The following is a 22104-nucleotide window of genomic DNA, read 5'->3' as shown; positions in this document are numbered from 1 at the left end:
GGTAATGATGCCGGCCTGGGTTGAAAGAAAGGATTTTTCTGGCCTCCTGCTGACGATTGTCGTTTCGGCGCTGACCTTCCGGGCGCTCTACATGATGCATGGAGACTGGAAGGACCTGGCGGATGCCGCTTACGGCGTCATAACGGGGCGGCCTCATTGGCGTGCATTCCAGAACCGCCTTCTCGGGCCGTACTTGGTGCTTGGAATCAATACGGTCGTTCCGACCTACCGGCAAAGCCTGCTCGTCTTCACCGCGCTCGGGTTGCTGGCACAAAACGCACTGTTCTACATCTTGCTCAGGTCGATCTATCTATCGGTCAGAGCTGCAGTGCTATGCGTATGTTTCTGGTCTTTTATGTTTCTTGTGTTGCAAGATTATTGGATATATACGTGGGATATGATAGATATTTTGATATTTACTATCATTTCGTATATTATTTTGTTTGTTGATAATAAAAGACTTATGATTTTTCTGTATCCAACTGCGATTTTAAATCGTGAAATTGCGTTGTTTGTACCGGTAATTTGTATATTTTATGAAGTGTATAGCATATTTTATTCTAGAAAATATTTAACATCAATAAACAAAAGAGAACATATATTGTATTGTATTACATACATAATATTTATCATATGCGGCTTTATATATATAAAACTATCACGTGATTATTTGTTTCTCGAGAGTTCGTTCGGAGGGGTAGATGGCGGCAATCAATTTATAGGAAATCATGTAAATTTATTTCATAATTTGAAAGAAATTTTCTTTGTTGGCTTCCTCTCAGGAAGCGAAGCGTATGTCGTTACATTGTGGATGGTTGTAATATATTTGTCAATTATATTTATAGAAACTAATAATATTTCCATAAGATTGGCAATTTTATTATTTTACATGATTGTTGTAAATATAATAATATTTGGCCTTCTGAACGAGGCGCGTGTGTATTTTCCTCTCATTTCCCTGGCGATATTTATATACATCGCATGGCAATGCGAGCGGGGGCAGGGCCGGCTTGATCTGTCTCCTGGAAATTGAGCCCCTCATGGCAACGATGACCCGCTGAATTTCTAAATGAAGCAGGCCTGAGATCCGCAAATGGCGCTCCCCCGGTCGCTGGACGTGATGGAATTGTTCTCGACGATCTGGGTGGCATTATTTTATTCGGGCGATGGTCCGAAAAGGCAATGGTCAGCTTGGGAGCCATACTCGACAAGATCAAGCTCGATCCACGCCCAACCTGTGAGACGCTGCGCATCGCTCCCCAGAGCCGAAGAAATACCCCGAGCTGGTAAGGGTTCATAAGCCGCGTGCGGCATGGGAGTGGCCGAAAGGCTCAGAATTCGAGAAGCAGGCGGGCGGCGCTTGCTAGCTGAGTGAACACGGCAAATCCGAAGAGCACAGGGCGGGGGGGATCCTCGCCCTTTCTCGTGGTCAAAATTCACGCGGCGCGGCCGACGGAGGAGTTCTCTGCGCGTGGGGTGGCGGCACGCCACACGGCCGATGTGTGACAAGTCCGGCGGCTCTCTCATCCTTTCAGAACACGGAACCCGTCGGCAGACCGAGCGCGACCGCACCGGCATAGCGTGCCTGAGGGCCGGCCTGGAGCGGATGGAAGCGGGCGCCCTGAATGTCACGGAACCGGCGCTCCAGCCCGTTCTTCCGGTAGAAGGATGCGCCGCCGGTCAACTCCATGGCAAGTTCGACCGCGGCTATGGCATGACGGGCGACCAGTGAGCGGCCGATCATGACCTCGTTGACCGTCTCCGCGGAAGGAGCATTGCGGGCGACCGTGTCGAGCATCCAGCGATGCGCAAGCTGCGCGGCACGCAGTTCCGTGTCCATACGGCCGGCGAGCGTGACATCTGCCTGCGGCTTCGCCCGCGCCGCGTCGATCGCGATGTCGCGGGCACTCTCGGCAATGCCGAGATAGACGGCATAAATCAGGGGAAAGGCTGTGGTAGCGATGATCTGAAACACAGGATGCCACTCGCTCGCCTTGCGCGTGAAGGCGACATGGCCTTCGGGGATGAACAGATCCTCGATCACCACGTCGTTCGAAGCCGTGCCGCGCATGCCGAGCGTGTGCCAGGTGTCTTCGATCCGGACCTCGGGAGCCTTCATCGACGCGCCGAAATGGATCACCGAGCGGCTACCGTCATCGGCCTCGCAGACGGCCCCGGTCATCAGAACATCGCCAGCCTCGGCCCCGGAGGTGAAGACTTTTCGCGCCGTGATGCGGTAGCCGCCCTCTACCTTCTCGGCCTTTCCCGAGCCACCGATCCAGTCCGATCCCCCGGAGGAGAGCAGGATAAGGCGCTCGGCCGCGACCCTCCTCAGCAGCGGTTCTACGGCTGCGACGCCTTGATGGCGCCAGCGCCAGGCCGGAATGGCCACCTGATGTGTGTGCATCGAGAAGGCAAGCGCGGTGGAGCCGCAGGCATGCGCCAGGAGGCGCAGCATCTCAGCGAGATCGGCGATCTCGGCTCCTCCGCCGCCGAGTTCGCGCGGAACTCCCGCTTCGATCAGGCCGGCTTCCTTCAGCAGCGCGTAGTTCTCGCTGACAAAAAGGCCGCTGTGGTCGATCTCGGCTGCGCGTTCCGCGAAAATCGGCGCCAGCCGCCGGGCCGTCTCGACCACGGACGAGCCACCAGTGGCCTCCGCGACATTCTGCATGACAGGCATTTTCAGGATCGTGTTCGTCGACATGGCGACCTCCTTTGGTCCGATGCCGGAGGATCCCGCAGGATGCCGCGCCCCTCTAGTTCAGCAACTGTACCTGTGCGATTTTACGGTAGCCGGTCATCGGCTAGCATGTACCTGAGCGGGGATCTGGTTCGCGGAGGGGCCGGGCATGGATGAGCGTGGCAGTTACGGGCAGTTTTGTCCGGTCGCGATGGCCTCGGAAATCCTGTGCTGCCGCTGGACGACGCTTGTGGTGCGCGAATTACTCTGCGGTAGCACGCGGTTCAACGATCTGAGGCGAGGGGTGCCGAAGATGTCGCCGACCCTCCTGTCAAAGCGGCTGAAGGAACTGGAGCAGGCGGGGGTCGTCACGCTGGCACGCAAAGCGAACGGCAGCGTGGAGTATAGGCTTTCCGAGGCTGGCGAGGAGCTGAGACCCGTGATCATGGGCCTCGGCAACTGGGCTCAACGCTGGATGGAATCGCGGCTGTCGCTGAAGAATCTCGACCCTTCCCTGCTGATGTGGGACATGCGGCGTAGCCTGAAGGTGGACCAGCTGCCGGATCGACGCTGCACGATACAGTTTCTGTACCCCGAACTTCCTGCCGCTCAGAAGAGCTGGTGGCTGGTGGTGGAGGGCGGCGCCGTCGACCTGTGCAATTTCGATCCGGGCCATGAGCTCGACCTGTTGGTGAAGAGCTCGCTCCGCTCGATGACGGCGATCTGGATGGGACTGGCCACTATCAGGAGCGAGACAGACAGCGGGCAGCTCAACATCGAAGGCGATCCGGTTCTCGCTCGCTCGATGCTGCAATGGCTGGGACTCAGTGCCTTCGCCCATCAGCCGCGGCGCGTGCAATAGAGAGCCGGAGAGTTGGATGGCTTGAACTCGCCGATAGGCGCGCGCGATCCTGGTCATTGAGCGACGCGGGCGCCGACTAATTCAGTCCGACACATCCCATTTCATTCAAGCACGCGCCTCTCGACACCCCGGCGCAACCCGAGGCTCGGGGTGCATTTGCGCGCCATCCCGCTGGTGTGTCTAAACTATTGATTTTATTGAAGAAAATGGTGCCCAGGGACGGAGTCGAACCGCCGACACTGCGATTTTCAGTCGCATGCTCTACCAACTGAGCTACCTGGGCGTAGCCGGCACGGGATCAACCGTGCGGAGCGGGGCGGTTTATAGAGTCTCCCTCCCGGCATGTCCATAAGGCTCGACGGAAAAATGACGCTATCCCCAACTCGCCGCCGTCCGCCTCTAACGCCTTGTCCTGCAAGCATTTGCCGCGTCGCGCGGGAAGGGCGGGGGAACCCTCCGTCGCGCTCTTGCGCCTTCCGTGGCGATCGACGGGGGCGGGATCAGCGCTCGTCCGGTGTCCGCGGCACCAGGGGAACCTCGTCGCCATCCTCGTCCTCATCGGTGCTTCCGGGTATGGAATAACCGCCGGACAGCCAGCGATGCAGGTCCACATCGGCGCAGCGGCTGGAGCAGAACGGCCGATAGCGCGCTATTGCCGGCTTGCCGCAGATCGGGCAGGGCTTCGCGGCGGACTTGTCGGTCGTATCGTCGGTCATGCCGGGTTCCCCCAGCGCCCATGTACCGGGAAGCGTTCGCCGGCGAGCAGCGCTACCGTCTCGGCCAGTGGCAGGCCGACGACATTGGTGTAGGAACCAACCAGCTTGACCACGAAGGTGCCGGCCAGGCCCTGTATGGCATAGCCGCCGGCCTTGCCGAGCCATTCGCGCGAGGCGACATAGGCGGTGATTTCCTCGCCCGAGAGACGCTTGAAACGCACCCGCGTCTCCACCAGCCGGGTGCGTATGCCGCCCTTCGGCGTCATCAGCGCCACGCCGGTATAGACGCGATGCGCGCGGCCGGAGAGCAGGTGCAGGCAATCTTCCGCTTCCTCACCCAGTTCGGGCTTGGGCAGGATGCGTCGCCCGACGCCGACGACGGTGTCGGCCGCCAGCAGGAAGGCGCCGTCATACTCCCCGGTCGCGCGGCGGCGGGCATCCGCGGCGTCGAGCTTCTGGCGGGCGAGGCGCACGGCGAGACGGCGCGGCAGCTCGGCACGCTCGGGAGTTTCGTCGATATCGGCCGGCAGCAATGCATCAGGTTCGATGCCGGCCTGGGCGAGCAGCGCCAGTCGACGCGGCGAGGCGGACGCCAGGACCAGGGTAGGACGGGAACTCACGCGAGAACTCCTTGTGCCGCCGGAGAATCCAACGGGCCGATTGGCCGGCACGCTACTGGAAAGCCGCGCGGCTGTGAACGCTTGCCGACCGTCGTCATGGGCGGAAACGCGCGCGGATGCGTGTTTCGAGCTCGTCGCGCACCGCGCGATAGGCGTCGAGGCACTGCTCGCGATTGCCGGTGACGAGCGTCGGGTCGGGCGTCGGCCAGTATTCCACGTCCAGGGCGTTGCTGCGGGTCAGTTCCAGGGCGCGATGATGGGCATCGGGGGAAAGGGTAATGACGAGATCGAAGGCAAGGCCTTCATTTTCCTCGAGTTCTTCGAGCGTCTGCGGCCGGTGCCGGCTGAGGTCGAGGCCGATCTCGTCGATGGCGGCGGCGACGAAGGGGTCGGGTTCGCCCTTCAGCACGCCGGCCGAGCCGACATAGATGGAACGCCCGAACAGATGGCGGGCCAGCGCCGCGGCCATGGGCGAGCGCACGCTGTTCTGGCCGCACATGAACAGCACGGCCTGCGGGCGCGCCTTCCGGGGCGCCGGATCAAGCCGTGGCTGCAGCGCTTCCACCACCGCGCTCAGCCCTTCCAATGCAAGGCGCAGACGAGGGTGAACAGCCGCCGCGCCGTGGTGAAGTCGCAGGCGACCTTGTCCTTCAGCCGCTCGCGCAGCAGCTCGGAGCCCTCGTTGTGGAGACCGCGCCGGCCCATGTCGATCGCCTCGATCTGCGAGGGGCTCGCATGGCGAATGGCGTCGTAATAGCTTTCGCAGACAAGGAAATAATCCTTCACCACCCGCCGCAGCGGGCTGAGCGAGAGGTGGTGCGAAACCACCGGCTCGCCATCCTGCCGCGCGATGTCGAGCACTAGCCGGTTGTCGGCGAGCGAGACGGTGAGGGCGTAGGGACCGGGCTGCGGATCGCCGAGCGGCGCGAAGCTGTTCTCCTCGATGAGATCGTAGATGGCGATGGCGCGCTCATGCTCGATATCGCGATTGGAGCGGCCGATGGAGGCGGGATCGAGCCTCACCGCCACCAGGCGCCGCGTATCGGCATGAGGGTCTTCGCCATCTGCCATGCGAGCAATCTCAAAGGTTTAGGCGGATGGCGACCGAGCGGGCATGGGCGCCGAGCCCTTCCGCCTCGCCGATGGCGATGGCGGCCGGGCCGAGGGCGCGCAACTGCTCGGGTCCGCATTTGAGGATCGAGGTGCGCTTCATGAAATCGAGCACGCCCAGCCCGGAGGAGAAGCGGGCCGAGCGGGCGGTGGGCAGCACATGGTTGGAGCCGCCGACATAATCGCCGATGGCCTCCGGCGTGTGCGCGCCGAGGAAGATCGCGCCGGCATGGCGGATCTGCGCGGCGAGTTCCTCGCAATCCGCGGTGAGGATCTCGAGGTGCTCGGGGGCGATCCGGTCGACCAGAGCGGGCGCCTCCGCCAGTGCGGTGAGGTGGACGATGAGGCCGAATTCGGCCCAGGAGGCCGAGGCGATGTCGCGCCGGGGCAGGGTGGCCAGCTGGCGTTCCACCGCCGCCTCCACCGCGCTGGCCAGAGCCGGGCTGTCGGTGAACAGGATCGATTGCGCCGCGGTATCATGTTCCGCCTGCGCCAGCAGGTCGGCGGCGATCCAATCGGGGTTCTGCTCGCCATCGGCGATCACCAGCACCTCGGAGGGGCCGGCGATCATGTCGATGCCGACCGTGCCGAACACCTGCCGCTTGGCGGCGGCGACATAGGCATTGCCGGGCCCGACGATCTTGGCGACCGGCGCCACGGTCGGCGTGCCATAGGCGAGGGCGGCCACCGCCTGGGCGCCGCCGATACGATAGACCTCGTCGACGCCGGCGAGCCGGGCCGCGGCCAGCACCAGCGGGTTAAGCACCCCGTCCGGCGCCGGCACCACCATGGCGAGGCGACCGACGCCGGCGACCCTGGCCGGCACCGCGTTCATCAGCACCGAGGAGGGGTAGGCGGCGGTGCCGCCCGGCACATAGAGCCCCACCGCATCCACCGGGGTCCAGCGATGGCCGAGCTCGACGCCGAGCGCATCGACATAGCGGCCGCCCGAAGGCAGCTGGCGGGCGTGGTGCGCGCGGATCCGCTCATGGGCGAGGGTGAGGGCTTCCAGCGTCTTCGGGTCGGCGGCGGCCATGGCGGCGTCGATCTCGGCCTCGGTGACGCGGATGCCGGCCTCGGCGAGGTCGATGCGGTCGAAGCGCCTGGAATAGTCGATCAGCGCCGCATCGCCGCGCGCCCGCACCTCGGCGATGATCTCCGCGACGGCGCGGGTGACATCCTCGGACACCTCGCGCTTGGTGCCGAGGAAGGCCGTGAAGCGTTCCGCGAAATCGGGCGAGCTCGTGTCGAGGTGAAGCGGCATGGCGGGGTCCTGCAAGCGGCGGCCGGATGGCCGGTCGGCATGCCGCGGGTCGCGGCGGTCACGGCTCCCCGTATCGCAACCGTGCCGCCGGATGACAAGGGGCAGGACGCGCCGGGCCGCATGCAACCACCCCGGCGGCGTCGGCCGCCCGGAGGGCCCGTCCGAAAGAGATCGAGCTTGAAGGCGAAGGTGCGTGCCGCCCGGCGACGCGGATGGCGGGGTAGGGCCGTGAGGTCACGCCGTCTTGTCGTGGCAGGGCGTGCCCTTGGCGTCCCAGGCGGGGCCGAGATCCTCGACGCCGGCTTCCAGGCAGTCCACCGTCAATTGCAGCTGGCCGCCGCCGGAAAAGGTGAAGGTGACGGTGCCGGAGGGAGAGCTGGTCGGCTCGAAGGTGACGAGCAAAAGGTTCAGCACGTCGCGCTTGCGCTTGAGGTCGATGCCGCGCACCCGCGCGCCCAGTACATGCTCGAAGCGGACGCCCGCCCGCCGCCGCACGCAGCCCGACGGCGCCTTGCCGGCCGGCCCGAGATCGAGCGCCACGTCGCCTTGCGCGCCGACGCCCTCCGCCGCCAGTTCCTTCTGCACCGCGGTTTCCCAATCGAACCGGTTGGCGAGCATGACGAAGCGTCGGTCGCCGGGCTGGAACGCCATGTCGCCGACCGTCACCACCGCATCCTGGAGATGCACCGACAGGACGGCGAGATCCTCGTCGTCGAGCGCAATCAGCTTGAGGCCGCTGCCCATTTCCGTTCTCCGCGTCGCTTACCGCGCACAGATGGAGCGGCAGCCCGCCGGCCGCAAGTGGGGCGGACAAGTGGGATGCCGACGAGCGGAATGCCTGCAAGCGCAGACAGGCAGGCCGGGGATCGGAAGGAGGGCGCCCGGAGAGGCGGCGCCCGCCGCCTCAGCCGGCCAGACGCTCGATTTGCGCGCCGCAGGCGGAGAGCTTCTCCTCCAGCCGCTCGAAGCCGCGGTCGAGATGGTAGACCCGGTGGATCATGCTCTCGCCCTCCGCCGCCAGCGCGCCGATCACCAGCGACACCGAGGCGCGCAGGTCGGTCGCCATCACCGGGGCGCCGGTGAGCCGTTCCACGCCCTCGATGGTGGCGGTATCGCCGTCGAGATGGATGCGGGCGCCGAGCCGGGCCAGCTCCTGCACATGCATGAAGCGATTCTCGAAGATGGTCTCGGTGATCTTCGAGGTGCCGCGGGCGCGGGTGGTCAGCGCCATCAGCTGCGCCTGCAGGTCGGTGGGGAAGCCGGGGAAGGGGGCGGTCGATACCTCCACCGGCGCGATGCCGGCGCCGTTGCGCTTCACGCGCAGGCCTTCATTGGAGACGGTGAGTTCCGCGCCGGCCTCGCGCAGCGTATCGAGGGCGGATTCGAGCGTATCGGCGCGGGCGCCGGACAGCATCACGTCACCGCCGGTCATCGCCACCGCCATCGCATAGGTGCCGGCCTCGATGCGGTCCGGCAGCACCGCGTGGCGGGCGCCCTTGAGGCGTGGCACGCCGACGATGCGGATGATCGGGGAGCCCTGGCCCTCGATGCGCCCGCCCATGGCGTTGATGCAATCGGCGAGGTCGACGATCTCCGGCTCGCGGGCGGCGTTCTCGAGGATGGTCTCGCCATCCGCGAGGCTGGCGGCCATGATCGCGGTGTGGGTGGCGCCGACCGATACTTTCGGGAACACCACGCGCGCGCCCTTCAGCCCCTTCGGGGCGCGGGCGATGACATAGCCGGCGTCGATCTCGATCTCGGCGCCGAGCGCGCGCAGCGCGTCGAGATGGAAGTCCACCGGCCGCGTGCCGATGGCGCAGCCGCCCGGCAGCGACACCCGCGCCTGCCCCATGCGCGCCAGCAGCGGGCCGATGACCCAGAAGCTGGCCCGCATGCGCGAGACGAGATCATAGGGCGCGGTGGTGTCGACGATGACGCGGGCGTCGATTTCCAGCGTCTGCCCGGCATAGGCATCATCGCCCCGCCGCTTGCCGGCCACGGTGATGTCGATGCCGTGATTGCCGAGGATGCGCTGCAGCAGCGCCACGTCGGCGAGGCGCGGCACGTTTTCCAGCACCAGCTTCTCGTCGGTGAGCAGGCCGGCGATCATCAGCGGCAGCGCGGCGTTCTTGGCGCCGGAGATCGGAATCGACCCGTTGAGCGGGTTGCCGCCGACGATGCGGATGCGGTCCATCTATGTCGTGCTCCCTCGCCGGGGCGAGGCGTCGAGGCGCTCGCGGCGGCAGTGGTTCTCATCCGGGGAACCGCGATTCGCGCGGCGCTTCCCCCACATTGATCGCCAGTCCTAGCGCGTGGCGGGCGGCGCGGCAATTCGCCGGCCGGCGGCGTCAGTCCTCGTTCTCGCCGGCGGGGGATTGCGGGGACGGCGCCGCGGCGGGCGAGGGGGTATCGGGGGAAGGTGACGGGGCGTCGGCGGCATCGCGCCCGCGCGCCTGCGCCTTGCGCCGCTTGAGATTCTCGCGCAGCGCGGCGGCGAGGCGCCGGGCGCGCTCCTCGGCTTCGGCATCGTCCTTGCGGCGCATCGGCGACCCTCCCACGGCAATGGCGTCCCTCTCTGGCACCGGCAGGGCGGCGCTGTCCAGCCGAGGGGGGAGCGGGCGGGGGCAGGCTGGAAGTCGGCGCCCGGGTCGCACGGGATGTGGCCGTTCCGCGAATCAGCGCGCGGCAGAAGGTGGGAGGCCGCGCAGGCCCGTGCCGCACCGCAGGGGATCGCGAGTCGCCGCCTCGCCGGACGACACTTCACGGGCGGAGTGCGAAAACCGATGCAACGTGCTGATTTTTCGGGAGGATGGTGCTGCGAGAGAGGATTGAACTCTCGACCTCTCCCTTACCAAGGGAGTGCTCTACCACTGAGCTACCGCAGCTCGCCGGGGAGGTGCTCCCCGAAAGCGGGGCGACCTTTGCCACAGCCGGCCCCGGGGCGCAAGCCCGGTGTAAGGTCATTCACAGCCCGTTCCGGCGGTTCTCGCCGCCTTGCCCGGTTCCGCGGGGGCGTCGGGCGCCTTGCCTCCCCTCCGGGCGTCCTCGCCCGGTGCGGGATGCAAGCCTGTCGACACGCGGAAAATGGCGGGCGCAATATGGCTTCCCGTTTCCGGCAAAGCGGAGCCGGGGAGCGCCGATCCGCAACGGAGGACAGCCCGCCGATGAACGCAACCCGCACGCCTCTGCTGCTGAGCCTCAATGGCGGCTATGTCGATACGCTCGGCTTCCTGTCGCTGCACGGGCTGTTCACCACCCATGTCACCGGGAACTTCGTCACCTTCGGCGCCTCGCTGGCCCACGGCACCTCCGGGGCCGTCGCCAAGCTGCTGGCGCTGCCGGTGTTCTGCGTGATCGTGGTGGCGACCCAGCTGCTGGGTGGCGCGCTGCGGAAGCGGGGGCTGCCGGCCTTCCGGCTGCTGCTCTGCGCCAAGGCGGGGCTGCTGGCCGCGGCGGCGGGCTTCGCCATCCGCTTCGGGCCGTTCCCGGATGGCGACGCCTGGCAGGCGCTGGCGACCGGCATGGTGCTGGTCGCCGCCATGGCGATGCAGAACGCCACCCATCGCCTGCATCTGGCAAGCGCGCCGCCGACGACGGTGATGACCATGACCACCACCCAGATCATGCTCGACGTCGCCTCGCTGCTGCAGCGGGCGCCGGCCGAGACGCGGGGCGAGGCGACGGCGCGGATCCGGCGGATGCTGCCTTCCGTCATCGCCTTCGCGCTGGGCTGCCTGGTCGCCGCCGGGCTGTTCATCGGGCTCGGCGTGTGGGCGTTCCTGCTGCCGCCGCTCTTCGCCATCCTCCCCTTGCTGGCGGGCGATAGCGGCCAATAGGGCAACCCCGTACACGCGCTTGTTGCCGGCCGGCCGCCGGCGCCGTGCTAGCCTGCGGGCGGATGCAACGGAGACGGGGCGGCGCCATGGGCTCGACGGGCGGGGACGGATGCGGATGGCGGCGGCCTTCATGACCAGCGGCCGACTGGGGTTCCTCGTCCGCGTCGCGCCGGTGGTGCTGTGGCTGATGCTGGTCGGCGCGGCGCAGGCGGAGACGCTGCGCCTCGTGGCGTTCGGCGACAGCCTCACCGCCGGCTTCCGCCTGTCGCCGGGCGATGCCTTTCCCGCCCGGCTGCAGGCGGCGCTGCGGGAGCGCGGACACGACGTCGTGGTGAGCAATGCCGGGGTTTCCGGCAATACCGCGACCTCGGGGCTGGAGCGGCTGGAGCGCGCCGTGCCGCGCGGAACCGACGGGGTGATTCTCGAGCTCGGCGCCAATGATGCGCTGCGCGGCCTCGACCTCGCCCTCACCGAGCGGGCGCTCGACACCATCATCACCCGGCTGAAGGCGCGCGGCATTCCCGTGCTGCTGGCCGGCATGTGGGCCCCCTCGCGCAAGGGGCTGATCTACATGTCCGACTTCCACGCCCTCTATCCGCGGCTGGCCCGCAAGCACGGGATTCCGCTCTACCCGTTCTTCCTCTCCGGCGTGGCGGGAAACCCGTCGCTCAACCTGCCGGACCGGATGCATCCCAATGCCGCCGGCGTCGAGGTGATCGTCGCGCGCATCCTGCCGACGGTGGAGAACTGGCTGGCCGGCATTCGCACCGCCGAGGCGGCGAGGCCGGGCGGTGGGTGAAAGGCGGGAAAGCCCGCGCTCGCCGGTGACTTTCCCGGCCGGCGGAGCAGGGATCGGCATTCTGCCGGGCGCGTCGAATCGGGAAGAAACGTCGCCGCCCGCCATCTTGTGCGCCGCCGCCAAAGGCCGGAGGCTGGCGCTTCACCGAACGGGAAGCGCCGGAGGCTGGACATGATGCGTATGACGATCGCGGCACTGGCCGCGCTGGGCGTCCTCGGCGGGGTCGCCCGCGCCGAGGAGCCGCCGCTGTGGAAGATCTACGAGCAGTCGCTGAAGGGCGCCAAATATATCGACCTCACCCATGCCTTCGAGCCGGTGCAGCCGGTGTGGCCGGGCTTCGGCAATGCGGTGTTCAAGCCGGCCGTCGCCGGGCGGGACATCGAGGGCTATGTGAAGAAGGGCGAGGAATTCACCTATGAGAAGCACGGCTTCGTCGCCTCGGCCTATGAGCTGACCACCGACCAGTACGGCACCCAGCTCGACCCGCCCTCGCACTGGAACCCGAAGGGCGCCACCATCTCCGACCTGCCGGCGAGCTTCGCGATCCGCCCGCTGGCGGTGATCGACATCTCCGGCAAGGTGGCGGCCGACGAGGGCTATCACCTGCAGGTCGCCGACATCGAGGCGTGGGAGACCGAGCATGGGCGCATCCCGGAAGGGGCGGTCGTGTTCGTGCGCTCCGACTGGTACAAGAAGTGGGGCGACAGGGAGCGCTTCGGCAAGGCGCCGTTTCCCGGCGTTAGCCTCGCGGCGCTGAAGTTCCTGCATCTGGAGCGCAAGATCCTGTTCCACGGCCATGAGCCGCTGGACACCGACACCACGCCGACGCTGGAAGGCGAGCATTGGCTGATGCACAACAATTTCGCCCAGGCGGAGGGCGTCGCCAATCTCGACAAGGTGCCGGAGAGCGGGGCGCTGGTGACGATCGGCTTCGCCAAGCCGCTCGGCGGCTCGGGCGGCTATGCCCGCTACATCGCCATCGCCCCGGCCGACTGGAAGGAGGGCGTCTCGGTGCTCGACGCGCCCGGCGCGCCGCTGCCGACGCAGGCCGCGCCACTGAAGCGCGACGCCGACGGCGTGTTCCGGCCGACGCCCTGAGGAGCCGCGCATGGCGTGCCGGCCCCGGCCCCAGTCCCGGCGTCGGCGAGCCATGCGCTTCCCTCACACTCCGGTGAGGAGAACTCTCGGCGGTGGATCCTTTGAAATCAGCGTATTAGAGAAATGTTCTCGATCCTCATGTGAGCCTGAACCCATGCCCAACAGCGCCGCCACCGTGCCGACCGCCCATGCCAGCCGCTATCTGCAGCAGCTCTGCAAGCACTGGGCGCACAAGTTCGAGGTCAGCTTCACCCCGGAGGACGGCCGGATCGTGCTGCCGGAAAACACCGTCGCCACGCTGCATGCCGACCCGCTGGCGCTCGGCGTGCGGCTGGAGGCGGTCGACGGCGAGACGCTGGAGCGGATGAAGGGCGTGGTGGCCCGCCATCTCGACCGATTCGCCTTTCGCGAGGCGCCGCTGCCCTTCGACTGGCGCGACGAGGGTTGACCCTCACGCCTTGCGGATGAGGAAGACGAGCTCGGCCTCGCGCCGCTCGCTGGCTTCCATCACGTCGCCGAGCTGGCCGACGAGATGGGGGATGTCGATCACCGCCATCGGATCGGTACAGACCACCTCGAAGCGTTCGCCCGGCGCGGCACGTTGCAGCGCCCGGCGGGTGTGTAGCGCCGGCAGCGGGCATTTCAGGCCCTTCAGGTCGAGGCGTCGGGGCTTGTCGGGCGAGGCGGCAGATTGCATCTAGGTCACTCCCGCTTCCCGCTTAAGGCGGACGGGCGAGGCCGGCAAGCCGCGAGGCACCGGCGGGACGCGACAGAGGAGACGTCGATGCGCGTGATGGGTTTCGCCGGCTGGAGCGGGGCGGGCAAGACAACGCTGCTCGCCCGGCTGATCCCAGTGCTGGTCGGGCGGGGACTGAAGGTCTCCACCATCAAGCATGCGCATCACGCATTCGACGTCGACGTGCCCGGCAAGGATTCGCACACCCACCGCGTGGTGGGGGCGAGCGAGGTGCTGGTCGCCTCCGCGATGCGCTGGGCACTAATGCATGAGCTGCGTGGTGCATCAGAGCCGGAGCTGCCGGAACTCCTCTCCAAGCTGGCGCCGGTCGACCTGGTGCTGGTGGAGGGCTTCAAGCGCGACCGTCACCCGAAGATCGAGATCCACCGGGCGGAAGTCGGCAAGCCGTTCCTGTATCCCGCCGACCCGTTCATCGCGGCCATCGCCTCCGACACGCCGCTGCCGGAGGCGCCGGTGCCGGTGATCGACCTCGACGACGCCGAGGCGGTGGCCGATTTCGTCGAGGCGCATGCGGCGGCGGTGAACCTCGTGGAGTGGCGGACGGGCTGAGAGGCGGCGGCCCGGCGTCGCAGGCGCTGCGGCTCACCGGCTGCCGGCGATCAGTGCCTCGGCGGCGGCCAGGTCTTCCGGCGTATTGACGTTCAGGAACGGATCATAGGGCTCGTCCGGCCAATCGACCGTCACCGCACCGGCGCGGGCGGTGAAGGCGCGCACGCGGCGCTCGCCTTCCGCGACCAGCAGGTGACGCAGCAGCGGGGCGAGGGAGACGTCCCACAGGCCGATCACCGGGTGGTCGCGTCCGCCGGAGGCCGCGATGGCGGCGGCCGCCTCGCCCTTGCCGGCGGCGAGCCGGGTCGCGAGGTCTTCCGGCAGCAGCGGGCAGTCGGCCGGGACGGTGAGGATGTGCCGCGCCCGGGGCGCGCGGGCGACGGCATGCTCCATGCCGGCCAGCAGGCCGGCGAGCGGGCCGGGAAAATCCGGCAGCGGATCCGGCACCACCGGCAGGGCGACGCCGAAGCGCGCCGGATCGCCATTGGCACTGAGGATGACGGCGCCGACCTGCGGCGTCAGGCGCTCGATCGCCCGGTCGAGGAGGCGGCGGCCGGCGACCATGCGCAGCCCCTTGTCGCCGCCGCCCATGCGGCGCGACAGGCCGCCGGCGAGAATCACGCCGAGGATGGCGGCCGGCGGCGCGCTCGTCGTCACGCGGCCGGTCTCGTGAGCAGATAGGCGGAGACGGCGAGCATCACCGCGCCGAGGCCGGCGAGCACCATATGCGGGATGGCGGTGAAGGAGAGCAGGACGAAGCTCGCCGCCATCGATCCGGTGGCGAAGAACTGCGCCCAGCGCGGCACCACGCCCCGTGCGCGCCATGCCACCACCGCCGGGCCGAGCCGGGGATGCGCCAGCAGCCAGGCCTCGAAGCGCGGCGAGGAGCGGGTGAACAGCCAGGCGGCGAGGATGAGGAAGGGCGTGCCGGGCAGCACCGGCACCACGATGCCGGCCACGCCGAGGCCGACGCAGATCCAGGCGAGGATGAACAGCACCCAGCGCAGGGGCGCGGCGGCGAGGGAGGACACGGTGGGTCGGTCGATCATGGGCCGGATATAGGGTGTCGCCGGACTGTGTCGATCCGTGCGGGAAGAGATCCGCACGGGATGGGCGCCGGTTGGCGAGGCCCCACCTTAGGACGGATGCGGGCCTTCCCGGAAGCCCCGGCACGATGCCGGGTGGATGCCGGCCCCGCGAGGCGGTCATGGCCCTAGCCGGCCTCGAGCAGCTTCACCGCGACGTCGCGCTCGAAGATGTGCAGCAGCAGGCGCAAGGCCCGGCCGCGCTCGCCGAGGAGATCCGGGTCGGCGGCGACGACGGCGCGGGCCTCGGCGCGGGCGCGCTCCAGGAGATCGCCATGCACCTCCAGCCGGGCGACGCGGAAGCCGGGCAGGCCGCTCTGGCGGGTGCCGAGCAGGTCGCCCTCGCCGCGCAGTTCCAGATCTTTCTCGGCGAGGAAGAAGCCGTCGTCGGATTCGCGCAGCGCCTCCAGCCGGGCGCGGGCGACCTCGCCGAGCGGGCGGCGATAGACCAAGAGGCAGGTCGAGGCGACGTCGCCGCGCCCGACCCGCCCGCGCAGCTGGTGCAGCTGCGCGAGGCCGAAGCGCTCGGCATGCTCGATGACGATGATGCTGGCTTCGGGCACGTCGACGCCGACCTCCACGACGGTGGTGGCGACGAGGATGCGGGTCTCGCCGCGCGCGAAGGCGGCCATGGCGGCGTCCTTCTCGGCGCCCTTCATCTTGCCGTGCACGAGGCCGACGGCGGCGCCGAAATGCTGGCGCAGATCCTCGAAACGCTCCTGCGCGGCGGCGAGATCGGAGGTTTCGGATTCTTCCACCAGCGGGCAGATCCAGTAGACGCGGCGGCCCTCCTGCAAGGCGTGGCCGAGGCGGGCGATCACCTCGTCGAGCCGGTCCATCGCCACCATGCGGGTGTCGATCGGCTTGCGGCCCTTGGGCTTCTCCCTCAGCTCGGAAGAATCCATGTCGCCGAAATAGGTGAGCACCAGCGTGCGCGGAATCGGCGTGGCGGTCATCACCAGCACGTCCACCGCCTCACCCTTGGCGGCGAGGGCGAGGCGCTGGTGCACGCCGAAGCGGTGCTGCTCGTCGACGATGGCGAGCGCGAGATCGCGGAAGCCGACGCCCTCCTGGAACAGCGCATGGGTGCCGATGACGAGGTCGATCTCGCCCTGCATCAGGGCATCGAGGAGAGCCCCGCGGGCCTTGCCCTTCTCCCGCCCGGTGAGCACGGCGACGCGAATGCCGGCGGCCTCGGCGAGCGGGGCGATGGTCTTGAGGTGCTGGCGGGCGAGGATTTCGGTCGGCGCCATGATCGCCGCCTGATGGCCGGCCTCGATCACCGTGGCGGCGGCGAGCAGCGCTACCACCGTCTTGCCGGAGCCGACATCGCCCTGCAGCAGGCGCAGCATGCGGTTGCCGGAGCCGAGGTCGGCGCGGATGGCCTCGAGCGCCGTCTCCTGCGAAGAGGTGAGCGCGAAGGGCAGGGCCTGGAGGAGTTTCGCCGTCAGCACGCCGGTGCCGGTGACGGGCCGGCCGGTCTTGCGCACGGTGCGGGCGCGCACCAGAGCGAGGGCCAGCTGGCCGGCCAGCAATTCGTCATAGGCGAGGCGGCGCCAGCCGGTGCCGGCGGGCGTGGCATCGGCGGTGTCCTGCGGCTGGTGGATGCCGGCGAGGGCGGCGTGGAATTCCGGCGCACCGGGCAGGGAGCCCCAATCGGGCAGCGGGCCGGTCTTCTGCAGCGCGCCGGCGATGGCGCGGCGGACATGGCCCTGGCCCAGCCCTTCCACCAGCGGATAGACCGGCTCGACGGGCGGCAGCCGGGCGATCCCGGCATCGTCCAGCACCCGGTCGGGATGCACGATCTGCGGCAGGCCGTCATACATCTGTACGGTGCCGGACACCCAGCGGTCCTCGCCGACGGGCAGCATGTGCTCCATGCGCCGGCGGTCGGCGGCGAAGAAGATCAGCGCCAGGTCGCCGGTCTCGTCATGGGCGTAGACGCGATAGGGCGCGCGCGAGCCGGGCGGGGTGGGGACATGGCGGTCGACATGCACGCGCAGCGTGGCGAGGTCGCCGGCGGCGAGCTGGGCGATGGTCGGGCGGGCGCGGCGGTCGAGGGTGGAGGAGGGCAGGTGCAGGAGGAGGTCCAGCACGCGCGCGCCTTCCGGCCGGCCGAGCAGCCGGCCGAACGGACGGGCGAGCTTCGGCCCGATGCCCGACAGGTCGGTGACGGCGGCGAAATAGGGGTTGAGGGCGTCCGGGCGCATGGCGCCGGACTGTGGCGGAAGAGGCGCGGGGGTGCAATCGGACGGGGCGGGCTGTCCCCCGGCTGGAGAGCATGCGGTGCTCCGGTCGTCATGGCCGGGCTTGTCCCGGTCCTCCGCCTCTTCAGGGCCGCCGGAAACGCCGTGCCGGTGGAAGGCGTGGATCCCCGGGCCAAGCCCGGGGATGACGGCGTGTGTGGCTGGTCGCTTCCGCGTGTAGCTTTGCCCACGCTTCCACAAGCGCGCCCTCATCCTGAGGTGTCCGCCGTCAGGTGGGCCTCGAAGGATGGTCCCGCGGGGCGGATGCGCCTCACCGGGCCTCCTTCGAGGCTCGCTGCGCTCGCGCCTCAGGATGAGGGGGTTCTGCTGGGTAGGTGCCTCGGGAGCCGGCTTTTCCCTATCCCCCGCGCCCTGCCGCGCCCCGGGGGCACGCGCGGAGCAACCCGGCCATGAGCGCGGGCCACTTCCCTAATGCCATCCCATTGCCTACCTGACAGGCGGGGCGGGGCGCGCTAAGAGGGCGGCGCCCTTTGGACCTTTCTCGCCGACCGCCGATCGGCCGGCCACAACGAGGCGTATGCGAATGACCGGAACCACGCGCTCGAGCGCGGGGCTCGACCCTCGCCGGCGGCGGCTTCTCTTCCGTGCCTGGCATCGCGGCACGCGCGAGATGGACCTGCTGATGGGCCGCTTCGCCGACGCCCTGCTGCCGGAGATGAGCGAGGAGGAGGTCGACGCCTTCGAGCTGCTGATCGAGATCGAGGACCCGGACATCCTGTACTGGGTCAACTCCGGCAACGCCCCGGCGCCGTTCGACACGCCGATGTTCCAGCGTTTCCGCCGCTTCCATCTCTCCGGGGAAGGCCTTCCCGAAATATGACCAAAGCCCATTCCGCGCTCATCGACCGTCTCGCCCCCGGGCGGACGGTGACCCTCGCCAATGTGCCCGCCGGCATGGAGGGGCTGGTCATCGGCGACCTCGCCCGCGCGCTGGCGGCCAGGGACGAGGCCGCCTGGCCGACGCTCACCGTGATCTGCCGCGACGCCGAGCGCATGGCCGAACTGGAGCGCGCGCTCGCCTTCTTCGCGCCGGAGGTGGAGCGGCTGGCTTTCCCCGGCTGGGACTGCCTGCCCTATGACCGCGCCTCGCCGCATGCCGACATCGTGGCGCGGCGGATGGCGACGCTCGCCCGCCTCGCGCGGGTGAAGGGCCGCGAGGGCGGCTCGGTGGTGCTCACCACCGTGGACGCCGCCTTGCAGCGGGTGCCGCGGCGAAAGCTGGTGGGCACGCAGTCCTTCTCGGCGGCGCCGGGCAATGCGCTGTCGCTCGACGAGGTGACGCAATGGGCGGAGGTGAACGGCTTCATCCGCACCCCCACCGTGCGCGACACCGGCGAATATGCGGTGCGCGGCGGCATCGTCGATCTGTTCCCGCCGGGACTTCCGATGCCGGTGCGGCTCGATTTCTTCGGCGACACGCTGGAATCGATCCGCTCCTTCGATCCCGAGACCCAGCGCACCGCGGCGCAGATGCGCGCCCTCGAACTGGTGCCGATGAGCGAGTTGCAGCTGACCACCGAGACCATGCGGCGCTTCCGCATGGCCTATGTGGCGCAGTTCGGCGCCGCCCAGCGCGGCGACCTGCTCTATGAGGCGGTGAGCGAGGGCCGGCGCTATGCCGGCATGGAGCACTGGCTGCCGCTGTTCCATGACGGGCTCGACACGCTGTTCGACTATACCGGCGACAGCCCGATCGTGATGGAGGCGCAGGGCACTGAAGCGGCTGGCGAGCGGCTGGCGCAGATCCGCGACTATTACGACGCGCGGCGGGAAAGCCAGGATCTGCAGGGCGCGCATCCCGGGCAGGGCATGCTGGGTGGCGGCGCCCCCTACAAGCCGCTGCCGCCGGACCGGCTCTACCTTACCGATGCCGAATGGGCGAAGCGCCGCGAGGAGGCGCCCGCCGTGGCGCTGACCGCCTTCGCCGTGCCGCCGTCGAAGGACGTGATCGACCTCGACGGCCGGCCGGCGCGCTCCTTCGCGCCCGAGCGCGCCGACCCGGAGGGGAACGTCTTCGAGGCGGCGGCGACCTATCTGCGCGAGCTGGCGGGGAAGAAGCGCACGGTCGTCACCGCATGGTCGGAGGGCTCGCTCGACCGCCTCACCACCGTGCTCGGCGACCACGGGCTGAAGGGCACGCAGCGGATCGGCTCGCGCGACGCCGCCGAGAAGCTGCCCAAGGGCGCGCTCGGCGTCTGCGTGCTCGGCATCGAGAGCGGCTTCGAGACCGACGCGCTGGCGGTGATCGGCGAGCAGGACATTCTCGGCGACCGGCTGGTGCGCCCCAAGCGCAAGGCGCGCCGGCCGCAGGACGTGATCTCCGAATTGTCGGCGCTGACCGCCGGCGACCTCGTGGTGCATGTCGACCACGGCATCGGCCGCTTCGTGGGCCTCAAGACCATCGAGGCGATGGGCGCGCCGCACGACTGCCTCGAGATCCACTATGCGGAAGGCTCCAAGCTGTTCCTGCCGGTGGAGAATCTCGAACTGCTGTCGCGCTACGGCTCGGAGGACACCGAGGCGCAGCTCGACCGGCTGGGCGGCGGCGGCTGGCAGGCGCGCAAGGCCAAGATGCGGAGCCGCATCCGCGAGATGGCGGCCGAGCTGATCAAGGTGGCGGCCGAGCGGCAGCTGAAGGAAGCGCCGCGCCTCGTGCCGGCGGAGGGGCTCTATGACGAGTTCCGCGCCCGCTTCCCCTATGAGGAGACCGAGGACCAGGAAGCCTCGATCGAAGCGGTGTTCGACGATCTCGGCTCCGGCCATCCGATGGACCGCCTCGTCTGCGGCGATGTCGGCTTCGGCAAGACCGAAGTGGCGCTGCGCGCGGCCTTTGCGGTGGCGCTCAACGGCAAGCAGGTGGCGGTGGTGGTGCCGACCACGCTGCTGGCGCGTCAGCACTTCAAGACCTTCTCCGAGCGCTTCAAGGGGCTGCCGGTGGTGGTGCGGCAGGCCTCGCGCCTGGTGCCGGGCAAGGAGCTCACCGAGACCAAGAAGGGCCTCGCCGACGGCACCGTCGACATCGTCGTGGGCACGCATGCGTTGCTCGGCAAGACCATCCATTTCAAGGATCTCGGCCTCGTCATCGTTGACGAGGAGCAGCATTTCGGTGTCGGCCACAAGGAGAAGCTGAAGCAACTGCGCGCCGAGGTGCATGTGCTGACGCTCACCGCGACGCCGATCCCGCGCACGCTGCAGCTCGCCATGACCGGGGTGCGCGAGCTCTCCATCATCGCCTCGCCGCCGGTGGACCGGCTGGCGGTGCGCAGCTTCGTGACGCCCTTCGACCCCCTGATCGTGCGCGAGGCGCTGCTGCGCGAGCGCTATCGCGGCGGCCAGAGCTTCTATGTCTGCCCGCGCATCGAGGACCTCGGCGAGGTGAAGGAGTTCCTCGACAAGAACGTGCCGGAGGTGAAGGTCACGGTGGCGCATGGCCAGATGGCGGCGACGCAGCTGGAAGAGATCATGTCCGCCTTCTATGACGGGCAGTTCGACGTGCTGCTCTCCACCACCATCGTCGAATCCGGCCTCGACGTGCCCAATGCCAACACGCTGATCATCCATCGCTCCGACATGTTCGGCCTCGCCCAGCTCTACCAGCTGCGCGGGCGGGTGGGGCGCTCGAAAACGCGGGCCTATGCGATCTTCACCCTGCCGGCCGAGAAGCAGATCACCCAGCAGGCGGAGAAGCGGCTGAAAGTGCTGCAATCGCTGGATACGCTGGGCGCCGGCTTCCAGCTCGCCAGCCACGACCTCGACATACGCGGCGCCGGCAATTTGCTCGGCGACGAGCAGTCCGGCCACATCAAGGAGGTCGGCTACGAGCTCTACCAGGAGATGCTGGAGGAGGCGATCGCGCATCTGAAGGCCGGCATCACCGCGCCGGTGGCGGAGAAGTGGTCGCCGCAGATCTCCATCGGCGCGCCGGTGCTGATCCCGGAGGACTATGTCGCCGACCTGCATGTGCGGCTGAACCTCTATCGCCGCCTCGCCGACCTCGAGACCGAGGAGGAGATCGACCAGGTGGGCACCGAGCTGGTCGACCGCTTCGGCCCGGCGCCGGAGGAGGTGAAGCAGTTCCTCAAGCTGGTGGCGATCAAGGCGATGTGCCGGCGCGCCAATGTCGAGAAGGTCGATGCCGGCCCACGCGGGGCGGTGCTGACCTTCCGCGACAACGAGTTCCCCAATCCGGCGGGGCTGGTGGCCTATCTCGGCAAGCCGAACGTGATCGCCAAGGTGCGCCCGGACCTGAAGGTGGTGTTTTCCGACGACTGGAGCACCGCCAATGCGCGGCTGAAGGGCGTGGGCGCGATCCTGAAGGAACTGGCGAAGATCGCCGACGCCGGCGCGAAGGCGGCGTAGGGCGCGCCGGCTGGGGCGTCTGCCGGTTGGGGGCGGATGGTGCCGGCGCTGTTTCAGGGGTGGGGGAGTTGGGGCGGGCCTGCGTCCTTCGAGGCTCGCTGC

At 68.2% G+C, this 22104-nt stretch carries 22 protein-coding genes and 2 tRNA genes; 9 read left to right on the top strand and 15 right to left on the bottom strand.

The window, feature by feature from the left end:
• The first annotated feature begins 4 nt into the window (after positions 1-4).
• Positions 5-1033: a hypothetical protein gene (locus tag KHC19_RS07165; protein WP_213351651.1), complete on the top strand. Its 1029-nt coding sequence runs from the start codon at positions 5-7 to the stop codon at positions 1031-1033.
• A gap of 498 nt (positions 1034-1531) precedes the next feature.
• On the opposite strand, the gene KHC19_RS07160 is transcribed toward KHC19_RS07165, so the two are convergent.
• Positions 1532-2704, bottom strand: a complete 1173-nt coding sequence (locus KHC19_RS07160) for an acyl-CoA dehydrogenase family protein (protein ID WP_213351650.1) — start codon at positions 2702-2704, stop codon at positions 1532-1534.
• A gap of 145 nt (positions 2705-2849) precedes the next feature.
• On the opposite strand from KHC19_RS07160, the gene KHC19_RS07155 reads away from it, so the two are divergent.
• Positions 2850-3542, top strand: coding sequence for a winged helix-turn-helix transcriptional regulator (locus KHC19_RS07155; protein WP_213351649.1), 693 nt, complete (start codon positions 2850-2852; stop codon positions 3540-3542).
• 207 nt (positions 3543-3749) lie between these two features.
• Here KHC19_RS07155 and KHC19_RS07150 read toward each other — a convergent pair.
• From KHC19_RS07150 to KHC19_RS07105, 10 genes are all read right to left on the bottom strand, one after another.
• Positions 3750-3825: transfer RNA gene (locus tag KHC19_RS07150), tRNA-Phe, on the bottom strand.
• Positions 3826-4042: 217 nt separating this feature from the next.
• Complete coding sequence (gene yacG / locus KHC19_RS07145) at positions 4043-4258, bottom strand: DNA gyrase inhibitor YacG (RefSeq protein ID WP_213351648.1); 216 nt, start codon at positions 4256-4258, stop codon at positions 4043-4045.
• The gene (locus KHC19_RS07140; RefSeq protein ID WP_213351647.1) at positions 4255-4878 is read right to left on the bottom strand and encodes a Maf-like protein; all 624 of its coding nucleotides are present in this window, start codon (positions 4876-4878) and stop codon (positions 4255-4257) included. The genes yacG and KHC19_RS07140 overlap by 4 nt, the downstream gene beginning before the upstream one ends.
• Positions 4879-4972: 94 nt before the next feature.
• Positions 4973-5377: an arsenate-mycothiol transferase ArsC gene (locus KHC19_RS07135; protein ID WP_246548431.1), complete on the bottom strand. Its 405-nt coding sequence runs from the start codon at positions 5375-5377 to the stop codon at positions 4973-4975.
• A 74-nt stretch (positions 5378-5451) separates the two neighbouring features.
• Positions 5452-5949, bottom strand: coding sequence for a UPF0262 family protein (locus KHC19_RS07130; RefSeq protein WP_213351646.1), 498 nt, complete (start codon positions 5947-5949; stop codon positions 5452-5454).
• Between the two features lie 10 nt (positions 5950-5959).
• The gene (gene hisD, locus KHC19_RS07125) at positions 5960-7252 is read right to left on the bottom strand and encodes a histidinol dehydrogenase (RefSeq protein WP_213351645.1); all 1293 of its coding nucleotides are present in this window, start codon (positions 7250-7252) and stop codon (positions 5960-5962) included.
• A 234-nt stretch (positions 7253-7486) separates the two neighbouring features.
• The gene (locus KHC19_RS07120) at positions 7487-7996 is read right to left on the bottom strand and encodes a DUF2948 family protein (protein WP_213351644.1); all 510 of its coding nucleotides are present in this window, start codon (positions 7994-7996) and stop codon (positions 7487-7489) included.
• 160 nt (positions 7997-8156) lie between these two features.
• Positions 8157-9446, bottom strand: a complete 1290-nt coding sequence (gene murA, locus KHC19_RS07115; RefSeq protein ID WP_213351643.1) for a UDP-N-acetylglucosamine 1-carboxyvinyltransferase — start codon at positions 9444-9446, stop codon at positions 8157-8159.
• 154 nt (positions 9447-9600) lie between these two features.
• Positions 9601-9795 carry a hypothetical protein gene (locus tag KHC19_RS07110; RefSeq protein ID WP_213351642.1) on the bottom strand — a complete coding sequence of 65 codons (195 nt, stop codon included), beginning with the start codon at positions 9793-9795 and terminating at the stop codon, positions 9601-9603.
• 267 nt (positions 9796-10062) lie between these two features.
• Positions 10063-10137: transfer RNA gene (locus tag KHC19_RS07105), tRNA-Thr, on the bottom strand.
• A gap of 279 nt (positions 10138-10416) precedes the next feature.
• On the opposite strand from KHC19_RS07105, the gene KHC19_RS07100 reads away from it, so the two are divergent.
• The 4 genes from KHC19_RS07100 (at position 10417) to KHC19_RS07085 (ending at position 13433) form a co-directional block, all read left to right on the top strand.
• Positions 10417-11088 (top strand): YoaK family protein, encoded by a 672-nt coding sequence (locus KHC19_RS07100; protein WP_213351641.1) that lies wholly within the window; start codon positions 10417-10419, stop codon positions 11086-11088.
• 130 nt (positions 11089-11218) lie between these two features.
• The gene (locus KHC19_RS07095) at positions 11219-11887 is read left to right on the top strand and encodes an arylesterase (RefSeq protein ID WP_246548331.1); all 669 of its coding nucleotides are present in this window, start codon (positions 11219-11221) and stop codon (positions 11885-11887) included.
• A gap of 171 nt (positions 11888-12058) precedes the next feature.
• Positions 12059-12985, top strand: a complete 927-nt coding sequence (locus KHC19_RS07090; RefSeq protein WP_213351639.1) for a cyclase family protein — start codon at positions 12059-12061, stop codon at positions 12983-12985.
• Positions 12986-13139: 154 nt separating this feature from the next.
• Positions 13140-13433 (top strand): DUF2218 domain-containing protein, encoded by a 294-nt coding sequence (locus KHC19_RS07085; RefSeq protein WP_213351638.1) that lies wholly within the window; start codon positions 13140-13142, stop codon positions 13431-13433.
• Positions 13434-13436: 3 nt separating this feature from the next.
• Here KHC19_RS07085 and KHC19_RS07080 read toward each other — a convergent pair whose 3' ends face one another.
• A complete protein-coding gene (locus tag KHC19_RS07080; RefSeq protein ID WP_213351637.1) occupies positions 13437-13682 on the bottom strand; it encodes a sulfurtransferase TusA family protein in 246 nt (81 codons plus the stop codon).
• Between the two features lie 87 nt (positions 13683-13769).
• Between KHC19_RS07080 and mobB the strand changes: the two genes are divergently transcribed.
• Positions 13770-14291 (top strand): molybdopterin-guanine dinucleotide biosynthesis protein B, encoded by a 522-nt coding sequence (mobB, locus tag KHC19_RS07075; protein ID WP_213351636.1) that lies wholly within the window; start codon positions 13770-13772, stop codon positions 14289-14291.
• Positions 14292-14324: 33 nt separating this feature from the next.
• Here the strand turns inward: mobB and mobA are convergent, their stop codons facing one another.
• The 3 genes from mobA to recG form a co-directional block, all read right to left on the bottom strand.
• Positions 14325-14948, bottom strand: a complete 624-nt coding sequence (mobA, locus tag KHC19_RS07070; RefSeq protein ID WP_213351635.1) for a molybdenum cofactor guanylyltransferase MobA — start codon at positions 14946-14948, stop codon at positions 14325-14327.
• On the bottom strand, positions 14945-15340 hold the full coding sequence (locus KHC19_RS07065; RefSeq protein ID WP_246548329.1) for a YbaN family protein: 396 nt from the start codon (positions 15338-15340) through the stop codon (positions 14945-14947). Before KHC19_RS07065 ends, mobA begins: the two co-directional genes overlap by 4 nt.
• A gap of 164 nt (positions 15341-15504) precedes the next feature.
• Positions 15505-17586 (bottom strand): ATP-dependent DNA helicase RecG, encoded by a 2082-nt coding sequence (gene recG / locus KHC19_RS07060; protein ID WP_213351634.1) that lies wholly within the window; start codon positions 17584-17586, stop codon positions 15505-15507.
• 580 nt (positions 17587-18166) lie between these two features.
• Here recG and KHC19_RS07055 point away from each other — a divergent pair.
• Positions 18167-18463 (top strand): succinate dehydrogenase assembly factor 2, encoded by a 297-nt coding sequence (locus KHC19_RS07055; protein ID WP_213351633.1) that lies wholly within the window; start codon positions 18167-18169, stop codon positions 18461-18463.
• Positions 18460-22002, top strand: coding sequence for a transcription-repair coupling factor (gene mfd / locus KHC19_RS07050; RefSeq protein WP_213351632.1), 3543 nt, complete (start codon positions 18460-18462; stop codon positions 22000-22002). The genes KHC19_RS07055 and mfd overlap by 4 nt, the downstream gene beginning before the upstream one ends.
• The last annotated feature ends 102 nt before the right edge of the window (positions 22003-22104 follow it).

This window comes from Ancylobacter oerskovii (assembly GCF_018390555.1).
GTDB lineage: Bacteria > Pseudomonadota > Alphaproteobacteria > Rhizobiales > Xanthobacteraceae > Ancylobacter > Ancylobacter oerskovii.
This window is presented reverse-complemented; position numbering and strand designations above follow the sequence as displayed.